Source organism: Luteimonas sp. FCS-9 (assembly GCF_001014645.1).
Classification (GTDB): domain Bacteria; phylum Pseudomonadota; class Gammaproteobacteria; order Xanthomonadales; family Xanthomonadaceae; genus Luteimonas.
This window is the reverse complement of record NZ_LASZ01000004.1, coordinates 34,394-61,004: the sequence shown is the minus strand read 5'-3', so window position 1 is coordinate 61,004 and position 26,611 is coordinate 34,394. Positions and strand designations below refer to the sequence as shown.

Genomic DNA, 26,611 nt, shown 5'->3' with positions numbered 1-26,611 from the left:
GCCCGGCTGTTGCTATGATCGGGCCACTGCGGCGGGAGCGGACGATGGCCAACGGTGGATGGGACCCGGCGGCGCCGGGCGCGGAACTCGAGCGGCTCGCACGCCGGTACTGGGACGCCTGGCAGTCGGCCTTGCAGCGCACGATGCCCGGCGCGCCGCCGTCCGGATTCGCCGCGGGTCTGCCCGGCTTCGCGCCGGACGGGTCGGCGTGGTCGGCTGCGCCGTGGCGCGCGGTCGCCGATGCCTGGACGCAGGCGCAGGCGCCGGGTCCGTCCGCTGCCGACGACGTCGTGCAGCGGTTCACGCGGCAGGCCGGCGACTGGTGGGCGCGGATGCAGGCGGTGGCCGAGCGGTTCGTCGGCCAGAGCGCCTCACCCGACGCGGTCGTGCGCGCGTGGCGCGAGGCGCTGGGCGGCGAGGGCGCCAACCCGTTCGCGCAGATGCTCGGCGGTCTCGGCGGTCTCGGCGGTCTCGGCGGTGCCGGCACCGAGGGTTGGGACGGCTGGCTGCGCGCGCTGCAGCCGATCCTCGATGCGCTGCGCGGCGACAGCCGCGATCCGTGGACGTGGCCGACGTTCGGGCCGGCGCGCGAGCACCAGGCGCGCTGGCAGGCGCTGGCCCGCGCATTCGCCGAATATCCGCAGACCCAGCAGGCCTACCACGGGCTGCTGCTGCAGGCCTCGCAGTCCGCGTTCGCGGTCTTCGAGCGGCGGCTTGCGGCGCTGGACGCGCCGGGGATGCGGATCGAATCGCCGCGCGCGCTGTTCGACCTGTGGATCGAGGCGGCCGAGGAGGCCTATGCCGAGGTCGCGCTGTCGCCGGCGTTCCGCACCGCATACGCGGAGATGGTCGCCGGGCAGATGCGGCTGCGGCCGGCGCTGCAGCGCGAGATCGAGCACGCGTGCAGGCTGCTCGACCTGCCCACGCGCAGCGAACTCGACGGCGCGCACCGCAAGATCGTCGAGCTCGGGCGCGCGCTGCGCGGGTTGCGCGATCGCGTGGAGGGCCTGGAGGGGGCGCCGCGCGACGACCGCGACGATATGCCGTCCGCCGCAGCGACCGAGCCGCCGCGGCGGCCGGTCGGCCCGACGCGCGTCGTCGTCGCGGGCGCCAGTGCGTCCGTGCCAGCCGAGCGCACGACTGCGACTGCCGTGCAGAAGGCTGCAACGAGGAAGACCGCATCGAAGAAGGCGGCATCGAAGCAGGCCGTGCAGAAGAAGGCTGTGCTCAAGAAGGCTGCGCAAAAGAAGGCCGGGGCGAGAACATCCGCGACGAAAAAGGCGGCGTCGAAGCGGCCCGCAGCGAAGACGGCCGCAGCGACGCGCCTCGCACGCACGCCGGTCGCCAAGCGCGCGACTGCCGCGCCGCCCGCGACGCGGCGCACCGACAGGCGCGCCACGACGAAGCGGGGGGCCCCGGCGCCGGCATCGACGAAGCGGTCGGCGTCGAAGCGGGCGCCGACGAAGCGAGCGGGGGCGTCCACCGAAGGCGCGCAGGCGCGGGTCCCCCGCGGCCTGGCCACCGCCGCGGCGACATCGCGCCGCGACGACCGCGCCGGCACGGTGCGGCGCGCGGTCGCGTCGCCCGCCGCGCGCAAGCGCGCCGCCGCCCCCGCGCGGACCGCCCGCCTGCCCAACCTCGGCTTCGTGTCGCCGATCCCGCAGGCGCCCGAACCCCTGACGTCCGCCAGGTCGCGGACCCGGAAGCGCTGACATGAGCGGACCCCTGCATATCACGCCCGAACGCGTCGCCGAGGACGCGCTGCACGTGCAGCGCAAGCTCGCCGCCGGCCTGACGACGCTGCGCGAGGTCGGCGACGTCGACTACGGCGCGACGCCGCGACAGGAGGTGTGGCGCGACGGCAAGGTGGTGCTCTACCGGTTCGTGGGCGACCGCGCGCCGACTGCGCGCACGCCGCTGCTGATCGCCTACGCGCTGGTCAACCGTCCGTACATGGTCGACCTGCAGGCCGACCGCTCGATCGTCGGCGGGCTGCTCGCGCGCGGCGAGGACGTCTATCTGCTCGACTGGGGCTATCCCGACCGCTCCGACCGTTTCCTCACGCTCGAGGACTACATCGAACGCTTCCTCGGCGGGGCGGTCGACCACCTGCGCCGGCAAGCGGGCCTGGCGGCGATCAACCTGCTGGGCATCTGCCAAGGCGGCACGTTCGCGCTCAGCTACGCGGCGCTGCACCCGGGGCGCGTGCGCAACCTGATCACGATGGTCACCCCGGTCGACTTCCACACCGAGGGCAACATGCTCGCGCACTGGACGCGCGAACTGGACGTCGACCTGTTCGTCGACACGCTGGGCAACGTGCCGGCCGATGCGATGAACGCCTGCTACCTGACCTTGAAGCCATGGCGGCTGCTGGTTCAAAAGTACGTCGGGCTGGTCGACATCCTCGACGATCCCAAGGCGGTCGAGGATTTCCTGCGCATGGAGAAGTGGATCTTCGATTCGCCCGACCAGGCCGGCGAGGCCTTCCGCCAGTTCGTGCGCCAGTTCTACCAGGACAACGGTTTCGTCGCCGGGACCGCGAGGATCGGCGATCGCCCGGTGGACCTGGCGCAGGTGACGATGCCGGTGCTCAACATCTACGCCGAGCAGGACCATCTGGTGCCGCCGGACGCCTCGCGCGCGCTGCGCGGCCTGGTCGGCACCGAGGACTACGCCGAACTGTCGTTCCGCGGCGGACACATCGGGATCTACGTCTCCGGCCGCGCGCAGGCGCAGGTGCCCGCGGCGATCCACGACTGGCTCGCGCAGCGCGACTGACCCGCGCCGCCTTCCGCTTCCCGTTCCGGAATCCGCCGATGTCCATGCCCGCCCCGAGCCTCAGCCGTTCCCGCAGCGACCGCGTCCTGGCCGGCGTGCTCGGCGGCGTCGCACGCCGTTTCGACTGGAACCCCACGCTGGTCCGCGCGTCCTACGTCGTGGTGTCGGTGCTCTCGGCCGCGTTCCCGGGCGTGCTGGTGTATCTCGTGCTGTGGCTGCTGATGCCCGAAGGCGAGCCCTGGGCGCGATGGCGCGCTGGCGACGCGTGCCGGCACCGCTGCGCGGGCTGCTGCTGGCGCTCGGCGCCGTCTGGACGCTGCCCAACACCGCGATCGGCCTGGCCGGCGGGCTGGCCGGATTGCCGTTCGGCGCACGGCCGCATTGGCGCGCGCGCGACCGCGCGCTGGTGTTCGAACGCTGGCCCTGGGGGCCGGGCGGGGCGATCACGTTCGGCAACACGATCCTGCACACCGGCGCATCGCTGGATCGGACGTGCGCGACGTATGCGCATCGCGCAGGGCTGTGCGTCGACGCGCCGATCCGGCTGGACGACCACGAGCGCGCGCACGTCTACCAGTACATGGTGCTCGGGCCGCTGTTCCTGCCGCTGTACCTGCTGTGCGGCGGCATCGGCGTGCGCAACCGCTTCGAGCGCGCGGCCGACCGCTACGCGCTGACCGGCCGCGGCTGGTGGCCGTGGCCCGCGCCCTGAGCGCGCGCCTGCGGCCTCAGCCGTCCAGCCGCACGCGGGTCGAGCCCGCCGGCGCGCCGCCCGGGTCGAAGCGCCGTTCGGCGAACACGATGTCGCGGGCACCGGCGAGCACGACGGTGCTGCTGCGTGTGCCGTAGACCGGATCCTCGATGAAGGGCGGCGACAGGCGCCGCTCCAGCGCCAGGCCGACGCCGGTGTCGGGCAGCCGGGCGTCGTCCGCGGGCCGGACGTCGCGCAGGCCCGCGAACAGCGGGTCGAGGTCCGCCGACGCGTCGGGCGACGTCGTCAGCCAGTTGCGCAGCGTGCGCGTGGCCGCATTGCTCTTGGGCCAGGGCGCATCGAACGCGCCGTTGGACATCGCATGCAGCCCGGGCGCGACCGGCGCGATCGCGAACGCGGGGTGGTTGGTGGCGAACCACAGCGCGTCGCCGTCCCACAGCAGCAGGTTGAAACGGCCATGGCACGCGGCATCGTCGGCGAGCGCGCGCGCGAAGCGCTCGGCCGACAGGTCGCCGCGCACGAAATCGCGCACCAGCCAGCCGCGCGAGCGCGGCGCCGTCTCCGGCGCGAGCCCGGCCCGGACGTTGGTCACCGCCGCGAGCCGGCGCCGGGTCGAGACCTGCAGCCAGCTGCCGCCCGACTGCAGGTCGCGACCACCGAACACCTGCGGGGCGTCGGGATCGACGTCGGCGGCCGCGGTCGGGCGCGCATGCGCCTCGTCGCGATTGGCGATCAGCGCCAGCGGCAGGTCGGGACGGGTGTTCCAGGCGACGGCGATCAGGCACATGCGCCGATGCTAGCCGATGGCGCGCAGCCGGCGTCGCGGCCCGGCCGAGGTGCGGATGCGCGAGCCGCTCAGGCAGGCATCGCGTCATCGAGCATCGCGATCGGCGGCTCGGCGATGACAGGCCCGGCCGGGGCCGGGGCGGGCACGCCCGGAAGCGCGGCCGATGGTCTGCGGTAGCCCTGGGCTTCGGCGATCGCGGTCAGCCTCGCCAGCCCGGCGTCGACGAACGCGCTGTCGACCGGGCGTGCAAGCCGCTCGACCACCTCCTCGCGCTCGTGCCAGTAGCTCCAGAACTCCTCCGCGGACGGGTCCGCCTCGAAGACGAGCGCGAGCTCGGCTTCCCAGGCATCGAACAGGTCGGCGGGGGTCCTGCGGGGCATGGCGATGGCTCGAGGTGCGACGGATCGACGCACAGGGTAGTCGATGACCCGGGGCGTCGTCGTCAACGCCCGCGGCCCACGGCCGTCACCTCGCGGCACCGTTGGGCTCGCGTTCGGGTGGAGCGCGCAAGCGACCACGCGAGGAGCGTCGGCCGGGCCGGCCGGCATACGGTCGGCGACCGCGACGGGCCTGTGCGAACGTGCGCCGGCGGTCTGCACGGCGGGCTGCATCCTTGGCCAGGTCGCTGGTACCGGAGGCGGGACTCGAACCCGCACGCTTTTAAAGGCGGCGGATTTTGAGTCCGCTGCGTCTACCATTCCGCCACTCCGGCGCGGAGGCGGAGTATAGCGGATCGCCCCGGCGCCGCGGCAGGGACCGGCCTGGCGTTCGCGGTATCCGAACATCGGCTCTGGCACGATGCGCGGGCCGGCGCGTGGCCGGGCACAGCAGGAGAACCGGCGATGGGCGACAGGCACAGCATTTCCGAGGCCGGACACGGCGCCTGGCGGCGGCCTGTGCGCGTCCCGGCCGGCCTCCTGGTGCTGTTCCTGGCCGCGTGCGCGACCTCCGGCGGGCACGCACCGGTGGCGGCCGAGCCGGTCGGCGAACGGGTGCTCGACCCGGCCGTCGATGCGTCCGCCCGGGTGCCGTCCCAGCCCTCGGGCCAGGTCCGGCTGGCGCAGGGCGTGTTCCGCGTGCACCTGAGCAACATCCGCTGCGTGCGCGCACCGTGCCCCAACGGTTACATGGTCTCCGACGTCGAGGGCCGACCGGCCGCGCTGCGCGCCGACGTGCCGCAGCCGGTCGCCCGGCTGCCGCAGCAGGTCCGCTTCGATGCCGCATCCGGCGGCGCGGTCGACGACCGGCTGGTCGACCGGGCGCACCAGGGCGAGGGCATCGTCGTGCAGGGGCGGGCGTGGCTCGTCGATGGCGGCCGGACGCTGCGCGTGGAGGTCGAGCGGCTGCTCGACTAGTCCGGGCGCGGACGTCGCCGACCTCCGGCGTGCCGGTGCCCGAGTCCGAGGCCATCGAGCGGCGCCGGGTGCGCGCGGCTAATCCTGCGGGCCGACCGCGTCGGTCTGCATCGCGGCCTCGCGCCGCAGATACCATTCGTCGCCCTGTGGGACGAACTGCGCGCAGCGCAGGATCGGCGCCTGGTAGATGTGCAGCGAGACCGCGACCACCGCCGGATCGGCATTGCGGATGACGTGGTACTCGTGCGGCGGGATCAGGCTGCCGGCGCTGCCCGTCTGCGCCTGCACCGCGACCGCGGGCCGGAAGCGATAACGCGCGCCGGCCTGCTCGAGCCGCTCGTACTGCACGATCTCCAGTGCGCCGTGCCACACGCCCTCCACGCACCACAGTTCGTCGTGGTCGTGCAGCGGCGTGCCCTGGCCCGGCGCCCAGGTCATCGCGACGATGCTGTAGCCGTGGCGCGGACTGCGGTAGAGCTCGCGGCGCGCGTAGTGGCCATCGACCGGCGCGTACACGCACGGCGGCAGGCGGACTGCGGGGTCGCGGATCAGCGCCTGCATCGCCTCGCGCAGCGCGGCGGTGACGGCCTGCGCATCGGGGTGCGCGACCGCCGCGTCGACCGCGGCGACCAGCCGGTCGCGGCCGGGGTGGCCGATGTCGGGCAGCGGGGGCGTGGCGGTGGGCATGCGGCCAAGTCTAGCCGCCGCGGCGGCCGGGCCGCGTGGCGGCGGCGCGCTCAGGCCGGGAGCGCGTCGAGGAAGCCGCGCAGCGCCGGTCCGAAGCGCGCGATGTCGACGAGGAACGCATCGTGCCCCTGCGGCGACTCCAGCGGCAGGAACTGCGCATCGACGCCGCCGGCGCGCAGGCCGTCGGCGATCTGGCGCTGCTGCTGCAGCGGAAACAGGATGTCGGTGTGCACGCCGATGCTCAGCGCGCGCTCGACCCGCAGCGCCGCCAGCCCGGCGTCGGTGTCGCCGCCGCAGTGGTCGCCGATGTCGAACCAGTCCATCGACCGGCTCAGGTAGAGGTAGCAGTTGGGGTCGAAACGACGCACGAAGCGGCGCGCATGCCCCTCGAGGTAGCTCTCGACCTCGAACTCCAGCCCGAACGGATCTTCGTCGTCGCGCCGGTCCGAGTCCAGACGCACGCGGCCGAAGCGGCCGTCCCATTCGAGCGCCGAGCGGTAGGTGATGACGCCGAGCTTGCGCGCCATGCGCATGCCGCTCTCGGGATAGGCGGCGTCGTCGTAGTCGCCGCCGTTCCACATCGGATCGAGCCGGATCGCCTCGCGCTGCAGCGAGCGGATCGCGATCGAGAACGGCAGCGCGCGCGCGGCGCCGCAGATGTTGACGTGCGCGCGCGCCAGGCCAGGGTGCCGCGCCAGCAGCGACAGCGCGGTCATGCCGCCCATCGAGTTGCCGATCACGCAGGCCAGCCGCCCGATGCCGAGCGCGCGCACCACGTGTGCGGCGGCGTCGGCGACGTCCTCGATCGACAGTTCGGGAAACGCCAGCCGGTACGGCGTGCCGGTGGCCGGATCGGGCGAGGCCGGGCCGGTCGAGCCCTTGCAACTGCCGAGCGAGTTGACGCAGACCACGAACCAGCGGTCGGTGTCGATCGGCCGGCCGGGGCCGATCATCGCCTCCCACCAGCCCGGGGCGGGGTCGTCGTCCTGCGCGGCGGCATGCGCATCGGGCGAGAGCCCGGTGACGATCAGGATCGCATTGCCGGCCGCGGGGTCGAGCGCGCCCCAGGTCTCGTAGGCGACGCGTGCGCCGTGCAGCGCGCCACCGCGCTTCATCGGGAACGGCGAGGGCAGCGCGACGAAGCGGCTGCCCGGCGGGACGAATTCGGTCATCGGAAGGACGCGCCGCGAAGGCGCGATGGCGGGCCGGTGGCGCGGGCGTTGCATGATCGCGGTTCGACCGGCGAAAAGCCATCGCCGGCGCCGGGTGAGCGGGCGCCGGCGCGCCGCTAGCGGCGTGCGGCGTCGATGACCAGTTCGATCGTGTCGGCGGTGGGCAGGGTCACGCGCACCGGCGCCGATTCCAGGTCGTCGGGGCTGCGGTCGGCGATGCCGCGCGCGGCGATCCGGGCCACGACCTCGACCTCGTCCAGCGCCGACAGCGGCTGGGTCGGCATCGGGCTGTCGCCGTCGTCGAGCACGATGTCGAGCGGCAGCTCGGACAGGCGGTGGCGTTGCGCGGCCACCGGCATCGGCGGACCGCCGGGCTGGCGCGCCATCACGAAGACGCCGGCCTCGGGCGGCAGTCGCGCGGCCAGCGCCGCGGCGTCGCCCTCGATGCGCACGCGCACCCGCAGCGCACGTGCCGGTGCTGCCGGCGCGCCGGTCGCGGGCGGCGTCGAGGCCGGCATGCCGGCGGCCTGGCGCGCGACGTCGATCTGCTCGCGCAGCGTCGCCGCGGTCTCGCCGTCGAGCTGGGCCAGCAACGGTTCCCAGGTCGCGACCGCGCCGGCGTCGTCGCCGGCCTGGCGCTGGGCGATGCCGAGGAACCAGCGGGCGTGCTGCTGCGCGGGATCGCGCGCCAGCACCTCGTGCAGGACGCGCACCGCGGTCTCGTCGAAGCGACGCTGCGGATGCGCCTCCGCGCGCGCCTTGGCGTACTCGACCTGCAAGGCGTCGTCGTCGGGCACCAGCCGGGCCGCCCGCTCGATCGCGTCGCGCGCCTTGGCCGGCTCCTGCATCGCCGCGTAGGTGCGGCCGAGCAGCAGCCAGCCGTCGGGCTGGCGCGGATCGCGTTCCAGGCTCGCCTGCAGGCGCGTGACCGCTTCCTCCAGCGACCCGGGCGCGCGCAGCGACTGCGGGTCGAGCGCGGCCGGGGTGCCGACGATCGTGTACAGCCCGCCGACCAGCACCGGCACCAGCACCGCGACCGCCAGCGCCACGCGCGGCGCGCCGGGGCGCAGCGCATGGACGAGCATGGCGACGGTCGCCAGCGTGATGCAGATCGCGATCGCAACGAAAACGGCCATCACCACTCCTGGGACTCGTCGGACGGCGGCATCGGCTCGCGACGACGCGCGGCCACGATGCGCCAGATCACCACGCCGCCGGCACCGAGCACGACGAGCGGGCCGAACCACAGCAGCCACGTCGCCGGCCCCACGCGCGGGCGGTAGAGCACGAACTCGCCGTAGCGCGCGACCAGGTGCTCGCGGATCTGCGCATCGCTCCGGCCGCGGCGCATCAGCGCGAGCACCTCGCGGCGCAGGTCGTGCGCGATCTGGGCGTTGGAATCGGCCAGCGACTGGTTCTGGCACATCACGCAGCGCAGTTCGAGGATCAGGCTGCGGAAGCGCTTCTCCTCGGCGGCGTTCTCGAACGTCAGCGGCGCCGGGTCGACGGCCGCCTGTGCGCGGGCCGCCTGCGGCCAGGCCAGGCACAGCGCCAGCGCGAGCAGCAGTGCGCGGATCATGGCGCCTCCAGCCGTTCGACCTGCGGCAGCAGCTGCGTGTGCAGCACCTCGGTGGTCATCGGCCCGACGTACTTCCAGACGATGGTCCCGTCGCCGTCGACCAGGAAGGTCTCCGGCGCGCCGTAGATGCCCCAGTCGATCGCCGCGTGGCCCTCGTAGTCCACCAGCACCAGCCAGTACGGATTGCCGAACTGCTCGAGCCAGCGCATCGCATCGCCGTGTTCGTCCTTCCAGTTGTAGCCGATCACGCGCACGCGCTTGGTCTTGGCGAACTCGCTGATCACCGCGTGTTCCTCGCGGCAGCCCGGGCACCAGCTGCCCCAGACGTTGAGCAGGTACGGCTCGCCGCGCAGCTCGGCCGAGGTCACCATCCGGCCCGGCTCGTGCAGCACCGGCAGGCGGAAGTCGGGCGCCGGCTTGCCGATCAGCGGCGAGGGCAGGGCGTCGCGGTTGGGGTTGCGGCTGAGCCAGACGCCGGCGGCGAGCAGCACGGCGATCGCGCCGAAGACCGCCAGCGGCAGCCAGCGGCCGTGCGAGCGGCGGGTGGGGGGCGGCGTCATGCGGATGGCTCCTTGCGCGGCGATGGCGGACGCCGGAACCGGCGGTCGGCGGCGACGACGAACGCGCCCAGCGCCATCAGGAACGCGCCGGCCCAGATCCAGCGCACGAACGGCTTGACGTGCACGCGCAGCGCCCAGGCGCCGCCGCCGAGCGGCTCGCCGAGCGCGACGTAGACGTCGCGGGTCACGCCGGCGCGGATCGCGCTCTCGGTCATCACCTGGCCGCCGCTGACGTAGGCACGCTTCTCGGGGTGCAGCGTGGCGACCAGGCGGTCGTCGCGCAGCATGCGCACGGTGCCGCGGTCGGAGGCGTAGTTCGGCCCCTCGTGGTGCTCGACGCCGTCGAGCACGAAGGCATCGCGCCCCATCTCCAGCGTCTGGCCCGGCGCCAGCGCGACCTCGCGCTGGACGTTGAGCGCCTCGACCAGCAGCGCGCCGACCAGGAACACCGCGATGCCCAGATGGCCGAGCAGCATGCCGGTCATCTCGGGCGTGAAGCGCTTCGAGCCGGTGCGCAGCCGCACCCAGACGAAGCGCAGCGTGCCTGCGGCGACCCACACCGCGCCGGCGATGCCCATCGCCACCTTCCACGGGCCCTGCGGGGCGACGTAGAAGCCGACCGCGCCGAGCACCAGCGCCAGCACCGCCCACGGCGCGAGCATGCGCAGCGGCCGGGCGGGGGCGTCGTCCTGCCAGCGGGTCAGCGGACCGAACGGCAGCAGCAGCACCAGCGGCGCCATCAGCAGCACGAACAGCAGCGAGAAGTACGGCGGGCCGACCGAGATCTTGCCCAGGTCCAGCGCGTCGGCCAGCAGCGGATACAGCGTGCCCAGCAGCACCATCGCGCAGGCGGCCACCAGCAGCAGGTTGTTGGCCAGCAGCAGCGTCTCGCGCGAGGTCGCGGTGAACGGCTTGCCGCCCCGGCCGTCGGGCGAGCGCAGCGCGTAGAGCAGCAGCGAACCGCCGACGACGATGCCCAGGAACACCAGGATGAACAGTCCGCGCGCCGGATCGGCGGCGAAGCTGTGCACGCTCGTCAGCACGCCCGAGCGCACCAGGAACGCGCCCAGCAGCGACAGCGAGAACGCCGCGATCGCCAGCAGCAGCGTCCAGCCGTGGAAGCTGCCGCGCTTCTCGGTCACCGCCTGCGAATGGATCAGCGCCGCGCCGGCCAGCCACGGCATGAAGCTCGCGTTCTCGACCGGGTCCCAGAACCACCAGCCGCCCCAGCCCAGTTCGTAGTACGCCCACCACGAGCCCAGCGCGATGCCGATCGTCAGGAACGCCCAGGCCACGTTGGTCCACGGCCGCGTCCAGCGCAGCCAGCGCGCGTCGACGCGGCCGTCGAGCAGCGCGGCGATCGCGAACGCGAACGGCACCATGAAGCCCGAGTAGCCGATGTAGAGCATCGGCGGGTGCACGATCATCCCTGGGTCCTGCAGCAGCGGGTTGAGATCGCGGCCGTCGAGCGGCATCGGCAGGATGCGGTCGAACGGATTGCTGGTGAAGATCAGGAACGCCAGGAAGCCGAAGCAGATCGCGCCCATGACCCCGAGCACGCGCGCCAGCACCAGGTCGGGCAACGCGCGCGAGCCCCAGGCCACCGCGCCGTTCCAGCACGCCAGCAGGAACACCCACAGCAGCAGCGAGCCCTCGTGCCCGCCCCAGACCGCGGTGATGCGGTAGACCATCGGCAGCAGCACGTTGGAGTTCTCGGCGACGTAGCGCACCGAGAAGTCCTGGACCATGAAGGCGACGGTGAGCAGCACCCAGGCCGCAAGCAGCAGGATCCATTGCGCGTAGGCCGCCGGCCGCGCGGTCTCCATCCAGGACGCGATGCCGCGGCGTGCGCCCAGCAGCGGCAGCAGCGTCTGCAGCAGCGAGGCGACCAGCGCCAGCAGCAGGGTGATCTGGCCGAGTTCAGGCAGCATCGGTGCGCTCCGGGCGCAGCCCGAGGACCGCCGCCGTCATTGCGCGCCCTCGGCCGGCGTGGCGACGCCGTGCTTGTCGTGGGCCAGGCCCATCTTGTCGGCCACTTCCTTGGGCACGTAGGTCTCGTCGTGCTTCGCGAGCACCTGCTCGGCGACGAACACGCCGTCGGCCATGCGCCCGGTCGCGACCACCGCCTGGTTCTCGCGGAACAGGTCGGGGAGGATGCCGGTGTAGCTGACCGGCAGCTCGGCGTCGCCGTCGGTGACGCGGAAGCGCGCCTCCATCGAACCGCTCTCGCGGGCGAACGAGCCGTCGGCGACCATGCCGCCGAGGCGGAAGCGCGCCTCGCCCGAGGCGACCGCGGGGCCTGCGGTCCCGGCCAGCACCTCGGCCGGCGTGTAGAGATAGGAGACGTTGCGCTGCAGCGCGAACGCGATCAGCGTGGCCGACAGCGCACCGGCGGCGGCCAGCGCGACGACAAAGCCCATGCGGCGGCGGCGGGTCGGGTTCATCGGGTCAGCTCCGTGTCGGGGGCGGGAACGGCGGCGGCCGCGCGGCGGCGCGCCTCCAGGGTGCGCACCGCGCGCAGCGTCTGCGCGATGCGCACGCGCGGGGCGACGAAGTCCCACACCAGCACGGCCGCGAACACCGCGTAGGCGGCGACGACGTATTCCAGGTAGCTCATGCGCGTTCTCCCGGCGCGCCGGCCATCCGGCGCACCCAGTCCTTGCCCGCCTCGCGGCGGAGATTGTCGGCGCGCGCGCGCGCCAGCAGCGACCCGACGAACCAGAACTTGGTCGCCACGATCATCCACAGCAGCGGGCCGACCATGCTCGCGTCCATGCTCGACTCGCCGAACACGCGGATCGTCTGGCCCTGGTGCAGCGAGTCCCACCACACCACCGAGTAGCGGATGATCGGCAGCAGCGCGACGCCGACGATCGCCAGCAGCGACGCCGCGCGCGCCGCGGTGCGCCGGTCCTCGATCGACTGGTAGAGCCCGATTACGCCCAGGTACAGGAACAGCAGGATCAGCTGCGTGGTCAGCCGCGGGTCCCAGTCCCACCAGGTGCCCCACATCGGCTTGCCCCAGATCGAGCCGGTCGCGAGCGTCACCACGGTGAAGGCGGCCCCGATCGGCGCGCAGGCCATCGCCAGGATCTCGCACAGCTTGATCCGCCAGATCAGCGCGATCGCGCCGTAGAGCGCCATCAGCGCGAACACCGCCAGGCTCATCCACGCGCTCGGCACGTGGATGTAGAGGATCCGGAAGCTGTCGCCCTGCTGGTAGTCGGCCGGGACCTGGAACAGCGCGCCGTACAGGCCGACGGCCATCGTCAGCAGCGCCAGGCCGTACGCCCACGGCGCCCAGCGCCGTGCGAAGCGGTCGAACGTCGGCGGCGAACCGAGCTGATGGAACCAGAGGACGATGGGATTCATGCGGGCGGACGTGCTGGCGTGAACGGGCTGGCGGGATCGTGCGGCGCGGCATCCGGCCGCGGGCGGAACGGTGGCGCGGCGGTGGCGGTCGGTCGCTGCATGCGGTCAGGTCAGCGCGATGCGGATGGCGGCGGCGGCGGCGACCGGCGCCAGCACCACGGCGGCGGCGAGGCCGGCGCCGAGCAGCAGCAGGCCGCCGGTGGGATCGTGGCCCTGGGCCGAGATCGCCACGCTGCCGGCCCCGAACACCAGGACCGGCACGTACAGCGGCAACGCGAGCAGCGCCAACAGGATACCGGAACGGCGCATGCCGATGGTCAGCGCGGCCACCACCGCGCCGAGCAGGCTCAGCAGCGGCGTGCCCAGCGCCAGCCCGGCGAGCAGCACCGGCAGCTGCGCCCGCGGCAGGCCCAGCAGTTCGGCCAGCAGCGGCGTGGCCAGCAGCAGCGGCAGCGTCGTGGTCGCCCAGTGCGAGACCGTGCGCACCAGCACCAGCCAGGCCAGCGGCACCGGTGCGAGCATCCACTGCTCGAGCGAACCGTCGTCGGCGTCGCCGCGGAACAGCGTGTCGAGCGCCAGCAGCCCCGACAGCAGCGCCGCGACCCACAGCACGCCCGGCGCGACCCGCGCCAGCATCGCCGCGTCGCTGCCCAGCGCCAGCGCGAACAGCACGATCACGATCAGCGCGAACAGCGCCGGCTGGAACGCATCGCCGCGCCGGCGCCACAGCAGGCGCAGGTCGCGCGCGACCAGCGCCCGCGCGCTGCCGGCGAGCGTGGGCAGCGGCGCGCTCACGCGGCCGCCTCCAGGCACAGCTCGCGGGTGCGCACCGGCGGCGCGGCATAGGCGCCGTGCGTGGTCACCAGCGCCGCGCCGCCGTCGTCGAGCTGGGCGCGGACCATGCGGTTGACCAGCTCGATGCCCTGCAGATCGAGGTTGGCGTAGGGCTCGTCGAGCAGCCACAGCGGCGCCGGCGACATCCACAGCCGCGCCAGCGACAGCCGCTTCTTCTGCCCGGCCGACATCTGTCGCACCAGCAGGTGCGCCTGCGCGGCCAGCCCGACGACGCGCAGCGCGCGCTCGGCGGTCTGGGTGGGCCGGCAGCCCTGCAGGCGCGCCAGGAACGCGAGGTTCTCGATCGCGTCCAGGTCGGCCTTGAGCCCCGGCAGGTGGCCCAGGTAGGCCATCGTGCCGGCGCGCATCGCGCGCGCGACCGGGCGGCCGGCGACCTCGACCGTGCCGCCGTCGGCCTCCAGCAGCCCGGCGAGCACGCGCAGCAGCGTCGTCTTGCCGACGCCGTTGCCGCCGCGCACCAGCAGCGCTTCGCCGGCCTGCACCGCGAAGTCGAGCGGGCCGAACACCGGGCGCTCGTCGCGCGAGAAGCGCAGGCCGCGGGTGGCGAGCAGGGGGGGGACGGCTGCGGACATGGGGAGCGGTCGGCGGGCGGGAGGGCCGCGTCGGACGTGCATTCTAGGGATTGCCGCCGGTCGCGGCATTGCGCAGGGTCAATGCCGCCAGGCGATGCGCGGATCGTTCATGCGCCAGGCAGGTGCGGACGCGGCCAGCCGCAGCCGCACCGGCTCGCCGCGCGGCCACCACAGCGTGCCCAGCTGGCCGAACCGGTCGGCCAGCGCGTCGAGCGTGCCGGCATCGACGTCGACCAGCAGCCGCCCGGGCTCGAGCCAGCCGCCGTCGGGAGCGTCCGCGCACGAGGGATGGCGGCGAATGCCGACCGCCTCGAGCGCGGCGTCGAGCGCGCGGCCGGCGCGGCGGTTGTCGACGCCCGCGCAGGCGCGCCCGCCGGGATTCCAGGCGGTGACCACGCCGAAGCCGGCCGCGCCGGGATGCAGGCGCTCGAGTGCGGCGGCGCGGCGGCCGGGGGCGAGCGGGTGCCAGCGGCGGTCGGGCGCGCGCCAGCGGTAGCGCGCCTGCAGCCAGGCCTCGAGCAGGTCGGGATCGAGCTGCGCGCGCGGCGCATCGACGGCATCGGTGGCGGTCCGGCGTTGCACGGTCGCGGTTTATCCCCGGCGGACGGGCCCGTACACTCGGGCCCCTTTCAGGACGGACGCAGGCCAGATGACCCGGACCAAGCTGCCCAAGGTCGGCACCACGATCTTCACCGTGATGTCGCAGCTGGCCGCCGAGCACGGCGCGGTCAACCTCGGCCAGGGCTTCCCCGACTTCGACGTCCCGCAGCGCCTGGTGGACGAGCTCGCCGCGGCGATGCGCGCCGGCCACAACCAGTATGCGCCGATGACCGGCATCCCGGCGCTGCGCCAGGCGATCGCCGACAAGACCGCGCGCGTCTACGGTCACGCGCCCGACGCCGAGACCGAGGTCACCGTGACCAGCGGCGCGACCGAGGCGCTGTTCAACGCGATCCACGCGGTCGTGCGCGCCGGCGAGGAGGTGATCGTGCTCGATCCGGCCTACGACAGCTACGAGCCGGCGATCGAACTGGCCGGCGCGGTCGCGGTCCACGTGCCGCTCGACCCGGCGACCTTCGCGCCGGACTGGCAGCGCGTGCGCGAGGCGGTCACGCCGCGCACGCGCATGCTGATCGTCAACAGCCCGCACAACCCGTCGGGCGCGATGTTCGATGCCGGCGACATGCAGGCGATCGCCGACATCGTCGCCGACACCGGCATCTACCTGCTGTCGGACGAGGTCTACGAGCACATCGTTTTCGACGGCGCGCGCCATGAATCGGCGTTGCGCTATCCGGCGCTGCGCGAGCGCGCGTTCGTGGTCTCGAGCTTCGGCAAGACCTACCACTGCACCGGCTGGAAGCTCGGCTACTGCATCGCGCCGCCGGCGCTGAGCGCGGAGTTCCGCAAGGTCCACCAGTACAACGTGTTCTGCACGTTCGCGCCGGCCCAGCACGCGTTCGCGGCGATGCTGCGCGAGGAACCCGAGCACTACGAGCAGCTCGGCGCGTTCTACCAGGCCAAGCGCGACGCGTTCGCCGCGCAGCTGGCGACCACGCGCCTGCGGCCGCTGCCGGTGCCCGGCGGCTACTTCCAGCTCGTCGACTATTCGGACGTCAGCGACCTCGACGACGCGGCGTTCTGCCGCTGGCTGACGATCGACAAGGGCGTGGCCGCGATCCCGCTCTCGCCGTTCTACGCCCGGCCGCCACAGGGCCAGCGGCTGGCGCGGCTGTGCTTCGCCAAGAATCCGGCGACGCTGGACGCGGCGATCGCGCGGTTGCAGGCGCTGTAGCGCCGCGCAGGCCACGGCGCGGCGTCTCTCGCGCCGCGTCGCAGGCGGGCTGCGACGATCGGTCGCAACCGGGGCTTCAGCGGCGAGCGCCTAGAATCGGGGATCGCCGCGCGCGATCGCGGCGCCGTGTCCCGTTTCCCGGAAAAGAACAGCGTGTCCCTGCGATCGTCGTTGCCGTCCGTCCTCTGTCTCGCCCTGGCGCTGTCGGCCTGCACGGCCGCGCCCACCGGCCCGTTCCATGGCACCGACCTGTCGGGCGTGTCCTACGGGCGCAGCCTGGCGCTGCAGGGCACCGACGGCCAGCCGCGCGGCCTGGGCGACTTCCGCGGCGACTACGTGCTGCTGTCGTTCGGCTACACCCATTGCCCCGAGGTCTGCCCGACCAGCCTGGTCAAGGCGACCCAGGTGCGCCGCGCGCTGGGCGAGGACGGGGCGCGGCTGCGGATCGTCTTCGTCACCGTCGATCCGCAGCGCGACACCGGCCCGGTGCTCGACGAATACGTGCGCGCATTCGGTGACGGCATCGTCGCGTTGCGCGGCGACGAGATGCAGACGCGCCTCGCGGCGCAGGCATTCCGCGTGACCTACCGCCAGGTGCCCACGCGGTCGTCGTACGCGATGGACCACACGATGGTGAACTACGTGATCGGTCCGGACGGGCGACTGCGGCTGGCGTTCCAGTACGACCAGCCGGTCGCGCAGATGGTCGACGACCTGCAGGTGCTGATGACGCGCGAGCGCGGGCCGGGCTGACGCGGCGGTCGGAGTTCTCCGACTTGCGGCGACCGCGATGCAACGCTTAGCCTCGTCCTGGGGAATACGACGGGGCAGCAGGGATGAAGATTCGTGTGTTCATGGTCGACGACCATGCGTTGGTGCGCACCGGCATGCGCATGATCCTCGACGGACAGTCGGACATCGAAGTGATCGGCGAGGCCGAGAGCGGGGAGGATGCGTTGCCGCAGATCCGCCGCCTCAAGCCCGACATCGTGCTGTGCGATCTGCACCTGCCGGGCGTCAGCGGACTGGAGGTCACCGAGCGCATCGTGCGCGGTGGGTCCGCGACGCGGGTGATCGTCGTGTCGATCCTCGAGGACGGCCCGATGCCGCGGCGGCTGATCGAGGCGGGCGCCTCGGGCTACGTCGGCAAGGGCGGCGATGCCGGCGAACTGGTGCGCGCGGTGCGTGACGTGGCCCGCGGCAAGCGCTATCTGGCCAGCGCGATCGCCCAGAATCTCGCGCTGTCGGGCGTGGACGGCGACGGCACGCCGTTCGACGCGCTGTCCTCGCGCGAGCTCGAGGTCGCGATGCTGTTGCTGCACGGCCTGCGCCAGGAGGACATCGCACGGCGCCTGAGCCTGAGCGCGAAGACCGTCAACACGCACAAGTCGCGGCTGTTTGAAAAGCTGCAGATCCAGGACGCGATCGCCCTGGCCCGGCTCGCGAGCCAGTACGGCATCGCGCCGCCCGACATGGCGGTGTAGGGCCTGCGAGCCAGCCCCGGGCGCGTCGCGCGGGCGATCGCGAGCCTGCGCCCGGATGGCGTGGCGGGGCCTCTGCTGCGCGGCGCGCTCCGGCGTGCACCTGGCATGCAGCGCACATCGATTGCGAAGGTCGCGCCGCATCACCCGCCGTCCCGTATCCCGCTTTCCGGTCCGTCGTCGCATCCGTATCCAGCGCCTGTCGGGTGCCGCGACCACCAAGCGGATATCGGGCCGCGACTGGGCGCGGTACCCGGCAGGCGCACGCGCGGACGCCTGGCCGAGCCGACTTCGGACAGGCTTGCGCGAAAAAAAGCCCCGGACTTGCCGGGGCTTTTTCGCATCGCTCAGGCCTCGCGGGTCGGCCGCGGGTCCGGGCGCTCGTCCGGCTCGGCCCCGGTACCGGCTGCCGGGGACGCGGGTTTCGCGGACCCGGTCGCGGGCGCGGCAGCATCCTCGGACTCGGACTCGGACTCGGACTCGGCCGGCGTGCCGGGCTCGTCCACGTCTGCCGGCACTGGGACGGCCTGCGACGGCGGCGTGGCGGCAGCATCGGCGCGGGCCGTGTCGGCCGTGTCCGTATCCTGCCGCGCGTCGTCGACCACCGCGACCTGCTCGACTGCTTCGGCCGCCGGGTCGGCGGGCGTCGGCGCATCGAACAGGCCCGGAGCGGCGTCGCGTCCGACGGCCTCAGTCGCCGGGCGCTCGACCGGCGATGCGGGCGCGGCGGCATCGGCGTCGGCCTGCGCGACCTCGACCGCCGACGGCGTCGACAGCGTCGCGGACGGATCGACCGGGTCCGCGCCCTGCGCCTGCGCCGGAACGGCTGCGTTCGCCGCGTCCGTGGTCACGTCCCCATCGGCAGCCGGCTGCCGGTCCCCGGTGGTCCCGGTCGCCGGCAGGGCCGGTGCGGTCGTCGGTGCCGATGCGGACACCGGCGCCGACGGCTCGCGTGCGATGTCGGCACGCGCCGGCGCCTCGGCGTCGGTACCGGTCGCGTCCACCGCAGCGGCTGCGTCCGTTGCCGGGACCGTGGCTGCGGCGGGCGTGGGCGCAGGTGCCGACGTCGGTGCCGGGACGGCGGGCAGGTCGTCGAAGTCGAACTCGGGCTGCGCGCGGTCGGACGGGACGATCCCGTGGTCGTCCGCGGCCTCGTCGTCGTCCTGCTGCAGCTCGTCGCCGGTGGCGTTGCCATCGCCGGCCTTGCCGCGACGACGGCGGCGACCGCCGCGGCGACCGCGACGGCGGCGGCCGTTGCCGGCCTCGTCGTCGTCGCCCGACGCGGCCTCGTCGCCCGTCCGCTCCTCGTCGGCCTGGTCGGCATCGACCGTGGCCGGCGCGACCGGAGGCTGCGCAGCGTCGACCGCCGATGCGGGGGCGGGGCGCTCGGCCTCGACAGGCGCCGGGGCCTCGGCCTTCGGCGATTCGACCGTGGCCGGCGCGACCGGCGCCGTCGCAGCGACCTCGGCCCGTGCGGCCGGTGCGGCCTGGGCCGGCGTCGTCGCGACCGCGGCTGCGGTCGTCGCCGCCGCGACGGCGGGTGCCGTCACCGTTTCAGCGGCATCGGCCTCGCCCTTGGGCGGGCGGGGCGCTCGCGGCTGCTTCTGCTTCTGGCGACGCTCCTGCGGACGCTTGTCCTGCGCGGCCTGCTCGCGGCGCGGCTCACGCTGGGGCGCGGCGGCCTGTTCCTCGCGTGCGGGCGTCACCGCCGCGGCCGGCTGCGCGGCCTGGCCGCCCTGGCGCGACCCGCGGCGATCGCGGCGCTGGCCATTGCGGCCGTTGCCACGGCCTTCGCCGCGCGGCTGGCCGTCGCGCGCCTGGCCTTCGGGCCTCGGCGCACGGGCGTCCGGGCGTGCCGGCTGCGGCGCTGCCGGTGCCGGCGCGGCGAACAGCGTCTTGAGCCAGCCGACGAAACCGCCCGAAGGGGCCGGTGCCGGCGGGGGCGGCGGTGCTGCGACCGGCGCGGGGGCCTGCGCCGGCGCGGGGACGGGCTCCGGCCTGGGTTCGCGGACCGGCGCCGGCTGGGCCGGGCGCACGTTGGTCACGGCCGGCGGCGGCACGTTGAGGTTGCCCTTGCTCAGCGCGATCGTCGCCACGCGGCGCGGGGTGCCGCGCTGGTAGCTCGGGCGGCTGGTCTCTTCGCCGAGCTCGTTCTCACGGATGCGCGAGACCTCGTAGTGCGGCGTGTGCAGTTGCTCGTCGGCGACGATGATGATCGGCGCACCGTGGCGCTTCTCGATTTCGGCCAGCGCGCTGCGCTTCTCGTTGAGCAGGTAGTTGGCGATCTCCACCGGGGCCTGCACCAGCACCTGTCCGGTGTTGTCCTTCATCGCGTGCTCCTCGGCAACGCGGATGATCGACAGCGACAGCGACTCGATGCTGCGCATGCGGCCATGGCCCTCGCAGCGCGGACAGACGATCTGGCTGGACTCGCCCAGGCTCGCACGCAGGCGCTGGCGGCTCATCTCCAGCAGGCCGAACTTGGAGATCCGGTTCTGCTGCACGCGCGCGCGGTCGTACTTGAGCGCGTTCTGCAGGCGGTTCTCGACGTCGCGCTGGTGCTTGTTGGACGACATGTCGATGAAGTCGATCACCACCAGGCCGCCCAGGTCGCGCAGGCGCAGCTGGCGCGCCACCTCGTCGGCGGCCTCCAGGTTGGTGTTGAACGCGGTCTCCTCGATGTCGCCGCCCTTGGTGGCGCGCGCCGAGTTGACGTCGATCGCGGTCAGCGCCTCGGTCTGGTCGATCACCAGCGCACCGCCCGAGGGCAGGCGCACGGTGCGCTCGTAGGCGCTCTCGATCTGCGACTCGATCTGATAGCGGTTGAACAGCGGGACGTCGTCGGTGTAGTGCTTGAGCTTGCGCAGGTTGTGCGGCATCACCTGCTCGACGAAGTCGCGCGCCTCGGCGTACATCTCCGGCGTGTCGACCAGAATTTCGGCGATGTCGGCGCGCATGTAGTCGCGCAGCGCCCGGGTGATCAGGCGCGATTCCTGGTAGATCAGGAACGGCGAGGGCTTGCTGAGCGCGGCCTCGGCGATCGCCCGCCAGATGCTCAGCAGGTAGTCGAGGTCCCACTGCAGTTCCTCGGCGTCGCGGCCGACGCCGGCGGTGCGGATGATCACCCCCATGTCGTCGGGGATGTCCAGCGCGTCCATCGCCTTCTTCAGCTCGGCGCGGTCCTCGCCCTCGATCCGGCGCGAGACGCGGCCGGCGGTCGGCGAGTTGGGCATCAGCACCATGTAGCGGCCGGCCAGCGAGATGAACGTGGTCAGCGCGGCGCCCTTGTTGCCGCGCTCCTCCTTGTCGACCTGGACGACGACCTCCTGGCCCTCGCGCAGCAGCTCCTTGATCGAGCCCTTGTTGGGGTCGACGCCGGACTGGAAGTAGTCGCGCGAGACCTCCTTGAGCGGCAGGAAGCCGTGGCGGGCGGCGCCGTATTCGACGAACGCGGCCTCGAGAGAAGGCTCGATCCGGGTGATCCGGCCCTTGTAGATGTTGGACTTCTTCTGTTCCCTGGACGGCTGTTCGATGTCGATGTCGTACAGGGTCTGACCATCGACGATCGCGACGCGCAGTTCTTCTGCCTGCGTCGCATTGATGAGCATGCGCTTCATGATTGCGTTCCTCAACGCGCTCTCACGCGCGGAACGTCGGGGCGTTTCGCCTGGATGAAGCCTGAAGCCGCCGCGCAAGCGCAGCGACGAACCGGATTTTCCAGCGCTACGACACCACGGCGGGCCGCGGGAGCGCTCGTTGTTGTCTGGGTGTTGCGGGCCGCGGGCCGCTCGCGGCCGGTCGTTGGACCGGTGCGGGCGCCGCGCGGGACGTGTTCAGCGCCGATGCCAGGCATCGGGCGATAAGCAGCGTTGCCGTCCAGCCGCTAACATGGCCGCCCCTGGGGCGGTGGCCGCGCACTGTCCGGAGACCTTCGGAAGGTGGGCTTTTGGCCCGTGATCTTCCAGGGAAATCAGCACCTTATATCGCGACCCGAGTGTAGCAGATAAATAAGCGACGATGACCGACAACGATTCCGGCCCCGCCGGCGGCGGCGTACGGCTGGTCCGGGTGGCGGACGACCGCGCCGGCCAGCGCCTCGACAACTTCCTGCTGGGCCAGCTCAAGGGCGCGCCGCGGTCGATCGTCTACAAGATCGTGCGCAGCGGGCAGGTCCGCGTGAACGGCGGCCGCGCCAAGGCCGAGCGCAAGCTCGAGGCCGGCGACGAGGTCCGGATCCCGCCGGTCCGGCTGGCGCCGGCCGGGGAGGCGGGGACGCCGTCGCGCGGACTGCTGGCGGCGATGGACGCGAGCATCGTGTTCGAGGACGCGCGCCTGCTGGCGATCAGCAAGCCGACCGGCATCGCCAGCCATGGCGGCAGCGGGATCGGCTTCGGGGTCATCGAGACCTTGCGCGCGCTGCGCCCGAACCAGTCGCTGGAACTGGTGCACCGGCTGGACCGGGACACCTCGGGACTGATGGTGCTGGCCAAGAAGCGCTCGGCGCTGACCCAACTGCAGGCGCTGATGCGCGAGGACCATGGGGCGGGCATCCGCAAGCGCTACCTCGCGCTGTTGGCCGGGCGCCTGCCCGACGGCACGATGAGCGTCGACGCGCCGCTGCACGTGGGCCTGCGCCAGGGTGGCGAGCGCCACGTCCAGGTCAACGCGTCGGGCAAGCCCTCGCTGAGTCACTTCCGGATCCTGGAGCGCCGCGGCGGTCAGTCGTACTGCGAGGTCCGGATCGAGACCGGCCGCACGCACCAGATCCGCGTGCATGCCCAGCACATCGGCCACCCGGTGGCCGGCGACGACAAGTACGGCGATCCGGCGGTCAACCGGCGCCTGCGCGACCAGATCGGGCTGCGGCGGCTGTTCCTGCACGCCGCGTCGCTGGAGTTCGCACTCGACGACGGCGAGGCCTACGTGCTCAACGCGCCGCTGGCCGCCGACCTGCGCGAGGCGCTGGACCGGCTCGGCTGAGCCGGGCGGACGGCCGGAAACTCCTGCGCGCTACGCGGCGGACGGCCCGACGAGCCGGTCGGCCTTGGCCGCGCAGATGAAGTCGTTCTCGCTCAGCCCGCCGACGTCGTGGGTCGAGTAGCGGACCTCGACACGGTCGTAGTGCACGCCCAGGTCCGGGTGGTGGTCCTCGCGGTGGGCGACGAACGCCAGCGCGTTCACGAACGCCATGGTCCGGTAGTAGTCGTCGAAGCGGAACGTGCGGGTCAGCGCGCGGTCGTCCTCGGCGAGCGTCCAGCCGGGCACCTGCGGCAGCAGCTCACGCACCCGCGCCTCGGGCAGCCGGTGCTCGGCGCCGCGACGGGGGATGCAGTGGGCGTCGGCAAGGGGAATCAGGTCGGACATCGGCAGCTCCTTCGGCAGCGGCGACCGGTCGCGCCGGCCGTTCATGCGACAGATGGCGACCGGCACGTTCGCCGGCCCGGGCCCGCTAGAATACGCCCATGATCAACATCTCCGAATCCGCACAGACGCATTTCCGCAAGCTGATCGAGCGCGAGGCGCTGCCCGGGCTGGGCGTCCGCCTGGCCGCGGTGCATGCGGGCACCACGCGCGCCGACGTGCGCCTGGAATTCGCCGAGCCCGGCGACCTGGAAGGCGACGAGTGGGCGATCGACTGCGAGGGCTTCACGCTGTGGCTCGACGCGCCCAGCGTGCCGTACCTCGACGGCGCGCAGATCGACTACGAGGCCCGCGCGACCGGCGGTCAGCTGCAGATCCGCGCGCCGAAGATCAAGGGCGAAGCGCCGCCGGAGGCCGCCTCGCTGGTCGAGCGGGTGCACTGGATCGTCGAGAACGAGGTCAATCCGCAGCTGGCCCAGCACCGCGGCAACGTGGCGGTGCAGGAAGTCACCGCCGAGGGCGTGGTGGTGCTGCGTTTCGGCGGCGGCTGCCACGGCTGCGGCCTGGTCGACGTGACCCTCAAGCAGGGCATCGAGAAGACCTTGATGGAGAAGGTGCCCGGGGTGACCGCGGTGCGCGACGCGACCGACCACGGCAGCGGCAGCGCGCCGTACGTGCCGCGCGACGCGGCCTGACCCGGGCCCGGCAGCCGGCGGCCACCGACGGATGTTCACCTCCGCCGACCTGATCGAGGCGCTCCGCCGCAGGCGGCGGCCGGTCGGATCGGCGGACGCCGCGCCGGCGTTTCCGCCGGGCTGGGCCGACTGGCTCGCGGCCATGCGCGTACGGGCCGGGGCGGTGACCGGCGCCGCCGCCGGGGCGATCGTCGCGCTGCTGGCGGGCCGGCCGCCGCGGCCGAGGCGCCGCGTCGCGCCGCCGCGCAATGCGCTGGCCGCCTGGGCGAGCCTGGCCTATCCGTTGTGGGAGCCCGATCCGCGCGACGAACGCGGCCTGCGCATCGTCTCGGTGGCGACGACGCTGCTGGTCCAGCTGACCTGGCTGGCCCTGTTGCTGCTGCTGATGCAGGCGCGGTTCCTGGCGGCGACCGAGGCCGCCGCGCGCGGCGAGGAACACGTCGTCGAGGCGGTGTTCGTCGGCGACGGCACGCCCGAGGACGCCGGCGGCGGGGCGGGCGAGGTGCAGGCGCCTTCGACGCCGGTCGCGGCGGCCGCGCCGGCATCGCCCGCCGATCCGGCGCCCGCGCCGACAACGACGCCCGCGCCCGCGGTACCGCCCCCCCCGACACAGGATCCGGCACCCGCGCAGTCGGTGGCCGATGCCGACGCGGCACCGGCGCAGGACGTGCTGCAGGTCACCGAGACGCCGATGCCCGACATCGCGTTCACGTTGCCGCCGCCGCGTCCGGCCGCGTCGGTGCCGGAGGTCGCGGTGCGCGAACGCCCGGTGCCCGACGCCTCGCTGCAGGCGGTCGAGATCCCGGCCGTGCGCGCGCCGCAGCGCGTCGACCTGGCGCCGCCCGAGCCGGACACGCCGGTGGTGCAGGTCGAGGTCCGCGAGCGGGCGGTGGCGCAGGCGACCGAGACGGTGCGACTGCCGACGGCGCCACGACGCGAAGTGACCGTCGAGACGCCGGCGCCAGCCGCGCGCCCGGCGCCCGAGGTCGCCGCACGCGATCGTGCGGTGCCCCTGCGCGATCCTGCGCCGGCCCCGGCCAGCGAAACGGCTGCACCCACGCCCGCACCCGCTGTCGCGCAGGCGCCGGCCCGGCCTGCGCCGGGCGGTGCCACCACGCCGGCACCCGGTGCGGGCGACCGGACGCCCGCACCAACGGCCGGACACGGGTCCGCTGCCGCGGCCCCGCCCGGCGCCGCGCCGTCGACCCGTGCCGCCGACGACTGGGGCGACGCCGCCATCGCCCGCGACGGCGGCCGGCCGGGCAGGCCCTCGGGCCTGTTCGGCGCCGACGGTCGCCCGCGCTTGGCCGATGGCGGGCGCGTGGGCGGCGGACTGCCGCCGGGCACGATCACCGAGGATTTCGAGAAGATCGACCGGATGGGCACGTGGCTGCGCCGGCCGGCACCGGGCTACGAGTCGACGCGCTTCGACCGCTACTGGGTGCCGAGCGAGTCGCTGCTGGAGGAATGGGTGCGGCGCAGCGTGCAGACGGTGCTGATCCCGATCCCCGGCACCAGCAAGACCATCCAGTGCAACGTCGCGCTACTGGCCTTCGGCGGCGGCTGCGAGATCACCGATCCGAACATGCAGGACGTCGAGACCGATGGCCGACCGCCGCCGGACGTGCCCTGGAAGCCGGAACTGCAGGAAGATCGCGACAGCCTGGGCGGTTGAGGGCGCGTCTTCAGCGAGAAACGCATCGCCGCATCGGCGCATCCAGGCGCATCGCGCGCGAGCGCGCTCCTACCGATCGCCGCGCCAAGCGAATGTTCCCGGGCGGTGCCCGTAGGAGCGCGCTCGCGCGCGATACCGGCCCGGGAATGCCCTCGCAGCCACGGCCGCGCCGACATGCCTGCAGGGCTCGCCCCGCGATATCCCGGGGCGAGCATCCTGCGAATCCCGAATCCCGAATCCCGAATCCCGAATCCCGAATCCCCCCTAGTCGTGCACTCCGCGCAGGTCGCGCAGCTGGCTCGGCTGCGCGGCGAAGTAGGCCGCCAGGTCGGCGATCTGCTGGTCGCTCAGGCCCGCTGCCTGCTGCGACATCAGCGCGTGCTCGCGCGTGCCGTCGCGGTAGGCCTGCAGCGAGTGGGCGAGGTAGTCTCGGAACTGCCCGCCGATCTTGGGGTAGGTCGCGTCGAGCGGCGCGTTGCCGCCGGCGCCATGGCAGTCCAGGCAGGTCTGGCCGGTCGCGGCGCTCTTGACGTTCGCCGCGCGCTCGCCGGCCTGGATCGAGCCGTCGGGCAGGCCGGCCGAGGACGAGCCGTGGCCACCGTGCGCCGATTCGTCGGCCGACGGGCCGCCGCAGGCGGCGAGCAGGCCGGCCAGGGCCGGAATCAGGATCAGGGAGGTCCGGTTCATGCCGCTCACTGGGTCAGCTCCGAAAGGAAGGCGGCGATATCGGCGATGTCCTGGTCGGAGAAGCTCTGCGCCTGCGCCTGCATCGTCGGGTGCCGGCGCGTGCCGCGCTTGTACTCGTTGAGCGCGTTGACCAGGTACTGGCGCGACTGCCCGCCGATCCGGGGCACGTGGTAGTGGGGATAGACGTTGCGGTAGCCCTCGACGCCGTGGCAGCCCTGGCAGGTGTAGGTCAGCGTGCGGCCGTTGCCGGCGTCGCCCGCGAGCGGCGCGTTGGGGGCGTCCGCGGCCGGCGGGGCGGCGGTCTGCGCCAGGACCGGGAGAGAGGCCGTCGCGGCGAGGGCGAGGCAGGTGGCGAGCAGCAGCGGTCGCGTCATCTTGGTAATCCGCAATCCTGAGTGGCTGGAACGGCTGTCGGGGAAGCGTCGGACGTGGCCTGCGGGCGGTCGCTGAACCGCGGGCAACCGGTCCAGTATAGCCACGGCGTT

At 73.5% G+C, this 26,611-nt stretch carries 28 protein-coding genes, 1 tRNA gene and 1 pseudogene; 11 read left to right on the top strand and 19 right to left on the bottom strand.

Features of this window, described 5'->3' with window-relative positions:
- Positions 1-44 precede the first annotated feature (44 nt).
- The 4 genes and pseudogenes from WQ56_RS05020 to WQ56_RS05010 all read left to right on the top strand — a co-directional run bounded on the left by WQ56_RS05020 (position 45) and on the right by WQ56_RS05010 (position 3,493).
- Positions 45-1,712: a poly(R)-hydroxyalkanoic acid synthase subunit PhaE gene (locus tag WQ56_RS05020; RefSeq protein ID WP_052772852.1), complete on the top strand. Its 1,668-nt coding sequence runs from the start codon at positions 45-47 to the stop codon at positions 1,710-1,712.
- Between the two features lies 1 nt (position 1,713).
- Positions 1,714-2,781 carry a class III poly(R)-hydroxyalkanoic acid synthase subunit PhaC gene (locus WQ56_RS05015; protein WP_047136003.1) on the top strand — a complete coding sequence of 356 codons (1,068 nt, stop codon included), beginning with the start codon at positions 1,714-1,716 and terminating at the stop codon, positions 2,779-2,781.
- 44 nt (positions 2,782-2,825) lie between these two features.
- Positions 2,826-3,008 (top strand): annotated as a pseudogene (locus tag WQ56_RS17990) (PspC domain-containing protein); the annotation flags it as partial.
- A gap of 50 nt (positions 3,009-3,058) precedes the next feature.
- Positions 3,059-3,493, top strand: a complete 435-nt coding sequence (locus WQ56_RS05010; protein WP_047136136.1) for a hypothetical protein — start codon at positions 3,059-3,061, stop codon at positions 3,491-3,493.
- A 16-nt stretch (positions 3,494-3,509) separates the two neighbouring features.
- Here WQ56_RS05010 and WQ56_RS05005 read toward each other — a convergent pair whose 3' ends face one another.
- The 3 genes from WQ56_RS05005 to WQ56_RS04995 all read right to left on the bottom strand — a co-directional run bounded on the left by WQ56_RS05005 (position 3,510) and on the right by WQ56_RS04995 (position 4,992).
- Positions 3,510-4,280: an NRDE family protein gene (locus WQ56_RS05005; protein ID WP_047136002.1), complete on the bottom strand. Its 771-nt coding sequence runs from the start codon at positions 4,278-4,280 to the stop codon at positions 3,510-3,512.
- Between the two features lie 68 nt (positions 4,281-4,348).
- The gene (locus WQ56_RS05000) at positions 4,349-4,660 is read right to left on the bottom strand and encodes a hypothetical protein (protein WP_047136001.1); all 312 of its coding nucleotides are present in this window, start codon (positions 4,658-4,660) and stop codon (positions 4,349-4,351) included.
- A 246-nt stretch (positions 4,661-4,906) separates the two neighbouring features.
- Positions 4,907-4,992, bottom strand: a tRNA-Leu gene (locus WQ56_RS04995).
- Positions 4,993-5,122: 130 nt separating this feature from the next.
- On the opposite strand from WQ56_RS04995, the gene WQ56_RS04990 reads away from it, so the two are divergent.
- Complete coding sequence (locus tag WQ56_RS04990) at positions 5,123-5,635, top strand: hypothetical protein (protein WP_156170353.1); 513 nt, start codon at positions 5,123-5,125, stop codon at positions 5,633-5,635.
- 78 nt (positions 5,636-5,713) lie between these two features.
- On the opposite strand, the gene WQ56_RS04985 is transcribed toward WQ56_RS04990, so the two are convergent.
- The 12 genes from WQ56_RS04985 to WQ56_RS04930 form a co-directional block, all read right to left on the bottom strand.
- Complete coding sequence (locus WQ56_RS04985) at positions 5,714-6,322, bottom strand: cysteine dioxygenase family protein (RefSeq protein WP_047135999.1); 609 nt, start codon at positions 6,320-6,322, stop codon at positions 5,714-5,716.
- Positions 6,323-6,372: 50 nt separating this feature from the next.
- Positions 6,373-7,494: a homoserine O-acetyltransferase gene (locus WQ56_RS04980; protein WP_047135998.1), complete on the bottom strand. Its 1,122-nt coding sequence runs from the start codon at positions 7,492-7,494 to the stop codon at positions 6,373-6,375.
- Between the two features lie 116 nt (positions 7,495-7,610).
- Entirely contained in the window at positions 7,611-8,630 is a 1,020-nt protein-coding gene (locus WQ56_RS04975) for a tetratricopeptide repeat protein (protein WP_047135997.1), read from the bottom strand.
- Positions 8,630-9,073: a cytochrome c-type biogenesis protein gene (locus tag WQ56_RS04970; RefSeq protein WP_047135996.1), complete on the bottom strand. Its 444-nt coding sequence runs from the start codon at positions 9,071-9,073 to the stop codon at positions 8,630-8,632. The genes WQ56_RS04975 and WQ56_RS04970 overlap by 1 nt, the downstream gene beginning before the upstream one ends.
- The gene (locus tag WQ56_RS04965) at positions 9,070-9,633 is read right to left on the bottom strand and encodes a DsbE family thiol:disulfide interchange protein (RefSeq protein ID WP_047135995.1); all 564 of its coding nucleotides are present in this window, start codon (positions 9,631-9,633) and stop codon (positions 9,070-9,072) included. The genes WQ56_RS04970 and WQ56_RS04965 overlap by 4 nt, the downstream gene beginning before the upstream one ends.
- Positions 9,630-11,564 carry a heme lyase CcmF/NrfE family subunit gene (locus WQ56_RS04960; protein WP_047135994.1) on the bottom strand — a complete coding sequence of 645 codons (1,935 nt, stop codon included), beginning with the start codon at positions 11,562-11,564 and terminating at the stop codon, positions 9,630-9,632. The genes WQ56_RS04965 and WQ56_RS04960 overlap by 4 nt, the downstream gene beginning before the upstream one ends.
- A 36-nt stretch (positions 11,565-11,600) precedes the next feature.
- Entirely contained in the window at positions 11,601-12,077 is a 477-nt protein-coding gene (gene ccmE / locus WQ56_RS04955; protein WP_047135993.1) for a cytochrome c maturation protein CcmE, read from the bottom strand.
- Positions 12,074-12,250, bottom strand: a complete 177-nt coding sequence (ccmD, locus tag WQ56_RS04950; protein WP_047135992.1) for a heme exporter protein CcmD — start codon at positions 12,248-12,250, stop codon at positions 12,074-12,076. The genes ccmE and ccmD overlap by 4 nt, the downstream gene beginning before the upstream one ends.
- Positions 12,247-13,005: a heme ABC transporter permease gene (locus WQ56_RS04945; RefSeq protein ID WP_047135991.1), complete on the bottom strand. Its 759-nt coding sequence runs from the start codon at positions 13,003-13,005 to the stop codon at positions 12,247-12,249. The genes ccmD and WQ56_RS04945 overlap by 4 nt, the downstream gene beginning before the upstream one ends.
- A gap of 105 nt (positions 13,006-13,110) precedes the next feature.
- A complete protein-coding gene (ccmB, locus tag WQ56_RS04940; RefSeq protein WP_047135990.1) occupies positions 13,111-13,800 on the bottom strand; it encodes a heme exporter protein CcmB in 690 nt (229 codons plus the stop codon).
- Positions 13,797-14,432, bottom strand: a complete 636-nt coding sequence (ccmA, locus tag WQ56_RS04935; protein ID WP_047135989.1) for a heme ABC exporter ATP-binding protein CcmA — start codon at positions 14,430-14,432, stop codon at positions 13,797-13,799. The genes ccmB and ccmA overlap by 4 nt, the downstream gene beginning before the upstream one ends.
- 78 nt (positions 14,433-14,510) lie before the next feature.
- The gene (locus WQ56_RS04930; RefSeq protein ID WP_047135988.1) at positions 14,511-15,014 is read right to left on the bottom strand and encodes a DUF3293 domain-containing protein; all 504 of its coding nucleotides are present in this window, start codon (positions 15,012-15,014) and stop codon (positions 14,511-14,513) included.
- A gap of 67 nt (positions 15,015-15,081) precedes the next feature.
- On the opposite strand from WQ56_RS04930, the gene WQ56_RS04925 reads away from it, so the two are divergent.
- The 3 genes from WQ56_RS04925 (at position 15,082) to WQ56_RS04915 (ending at position 17,711) form a co-directional block, all read left to right on the top strand.
- Positions 15,082-16,227 (top strand): pyridoxal phosphate-dependent aminotransferase, encoded by a 1,146-nt coding sequence (locus tag WQ56_RS04925; protein ID WP_047135987.1) that lies wholly within the window; start codon positions 15,082-15,084, stop codon positions 16,225-16,227.
- 171 nt (positions 16,228-16,398) lie between these two features.
- Positions 16,399-16,980 (top strand): SCO family protein, encoded by a 582-nt coding sequence (locus WQ56_RS04920; RefSeq protein WP_052772851.1) that lies wholly within the window; start codon positions 16,399-16,401, stop codon positions 16,978-16,980.
- A gap of 83 nt (positions 16,981-17,063) precedes the next feature.
- The gene (locus tag WQ56_RS04915) at positions 17,064-17,711 is read left to right on the top strand and encodes a response regulator (protein ID WP_047135985.1); all 648 of its coding nucleotides are present in this window, start codon (positions 17,064-17,066) and stop codon (positions 17,709-17,711) included.
- Positions 17,712-18,055: 344 nt separating this feature from the next.
- Here the strand turns inward: WQ56_RS04915 and WQ56_RS04910 are convergent, their stop codons facing one another.
- Positions 18,056-21,316, bottom strand: a complete 3,261-nt coding sequence (locus WQ56_RS04910) for an Rne/Rng family ribonuclease (RefSeq protein ID WP_082132219.1) — start codon at positions 21,314-21,316, stop codon at positions 18,056-18,058.
- 409 nt (positions 21,317-21,725) lie between these two features.
- Between WQ56_RS04910 and WQ56_RS04905 the strand changes: the two genes are divergently transcribed.
- Entirely contained in the window at positions 21,726-22,688 is a 963-nt protein-coding gene (locus WQ56_RS04905; protein ID WP_047135984.1) for an RluA family pseudouridine synthase, read from the top strand.
- A 30-nt stretch (positions 22,689-22,718) separates the two neighbouring features.
- Here WQ56_RS04905 and WQ56_RS04900 read toward each other — a convergent pair whose 3' ends face one another.
- A complete protein-coding gene (locus WQ56_RS04900; RefSeq protein WP_047136134.1) occupies positions 22,719-23,072 on the bottom strand; it encodes a 4a-hydroxytetrahydrobiopterin dehydratase in 354 nt (117 codons plus the stop codon).
- Positions 23,073-23,170: 98 nt separating this feature from the next.
- On the opposite strand from WQ56_RS04900, the gene WQ56_RS04895 reads away from it, so the two are divergent.
- The gene (locus WQ56_RS04895) at positions 23,171-23,764 is read left to right on the top strand and encodes an NfuA family Fe-S biogenesis protein (protein ID WP_047135983.1); all 594 of its coding nucleotides are present in this window, start codon (positions 23,171-23,173) and stop codon (positions 23,762-23,764) included.
- Positions 23,765-23,795: 31 nt separating this feature from the next.
- Positions 23,796-25,439: a hypothetical protein gene (locus WQ56_RS04890; RefSeq protein WP_047135982.1), complete on the top strand. Its 1,644-nt coding sequence runs from the start codon at positions 23,796-23,798 to the stop codon at positions 25,437-25,439.
- A gap of 264 nt (positions 25,440-25,703) precedes the next feature.
- On the opposite strand, the gene WQ56_RS04885 is transcribed toward WQ56_RS04890, so the two are convergent.
- A complete protein-coding gene (locus tag WQ56_RS04885; RefSeq protein WP_082132218.1) occupies positions 25,704-26,126 on the bottom strand; it encodes a cytochrome c in 423 nt (140 codons plus the stop codon).
- Between the two features lie 5 nt (positions 26,127-26,131).
- Complete coding sequence (locus WQ56_RS04880) at positions 26,132-26,500, bottom strand: cytochrome c (protein ID WP_047135981.1); 369 nt, start codon at positions 26,498-26,500, stop codon at positions 26,132-26,134.
- Positions 26,501-26,611 lie beyond the last annotated feature (111 nt).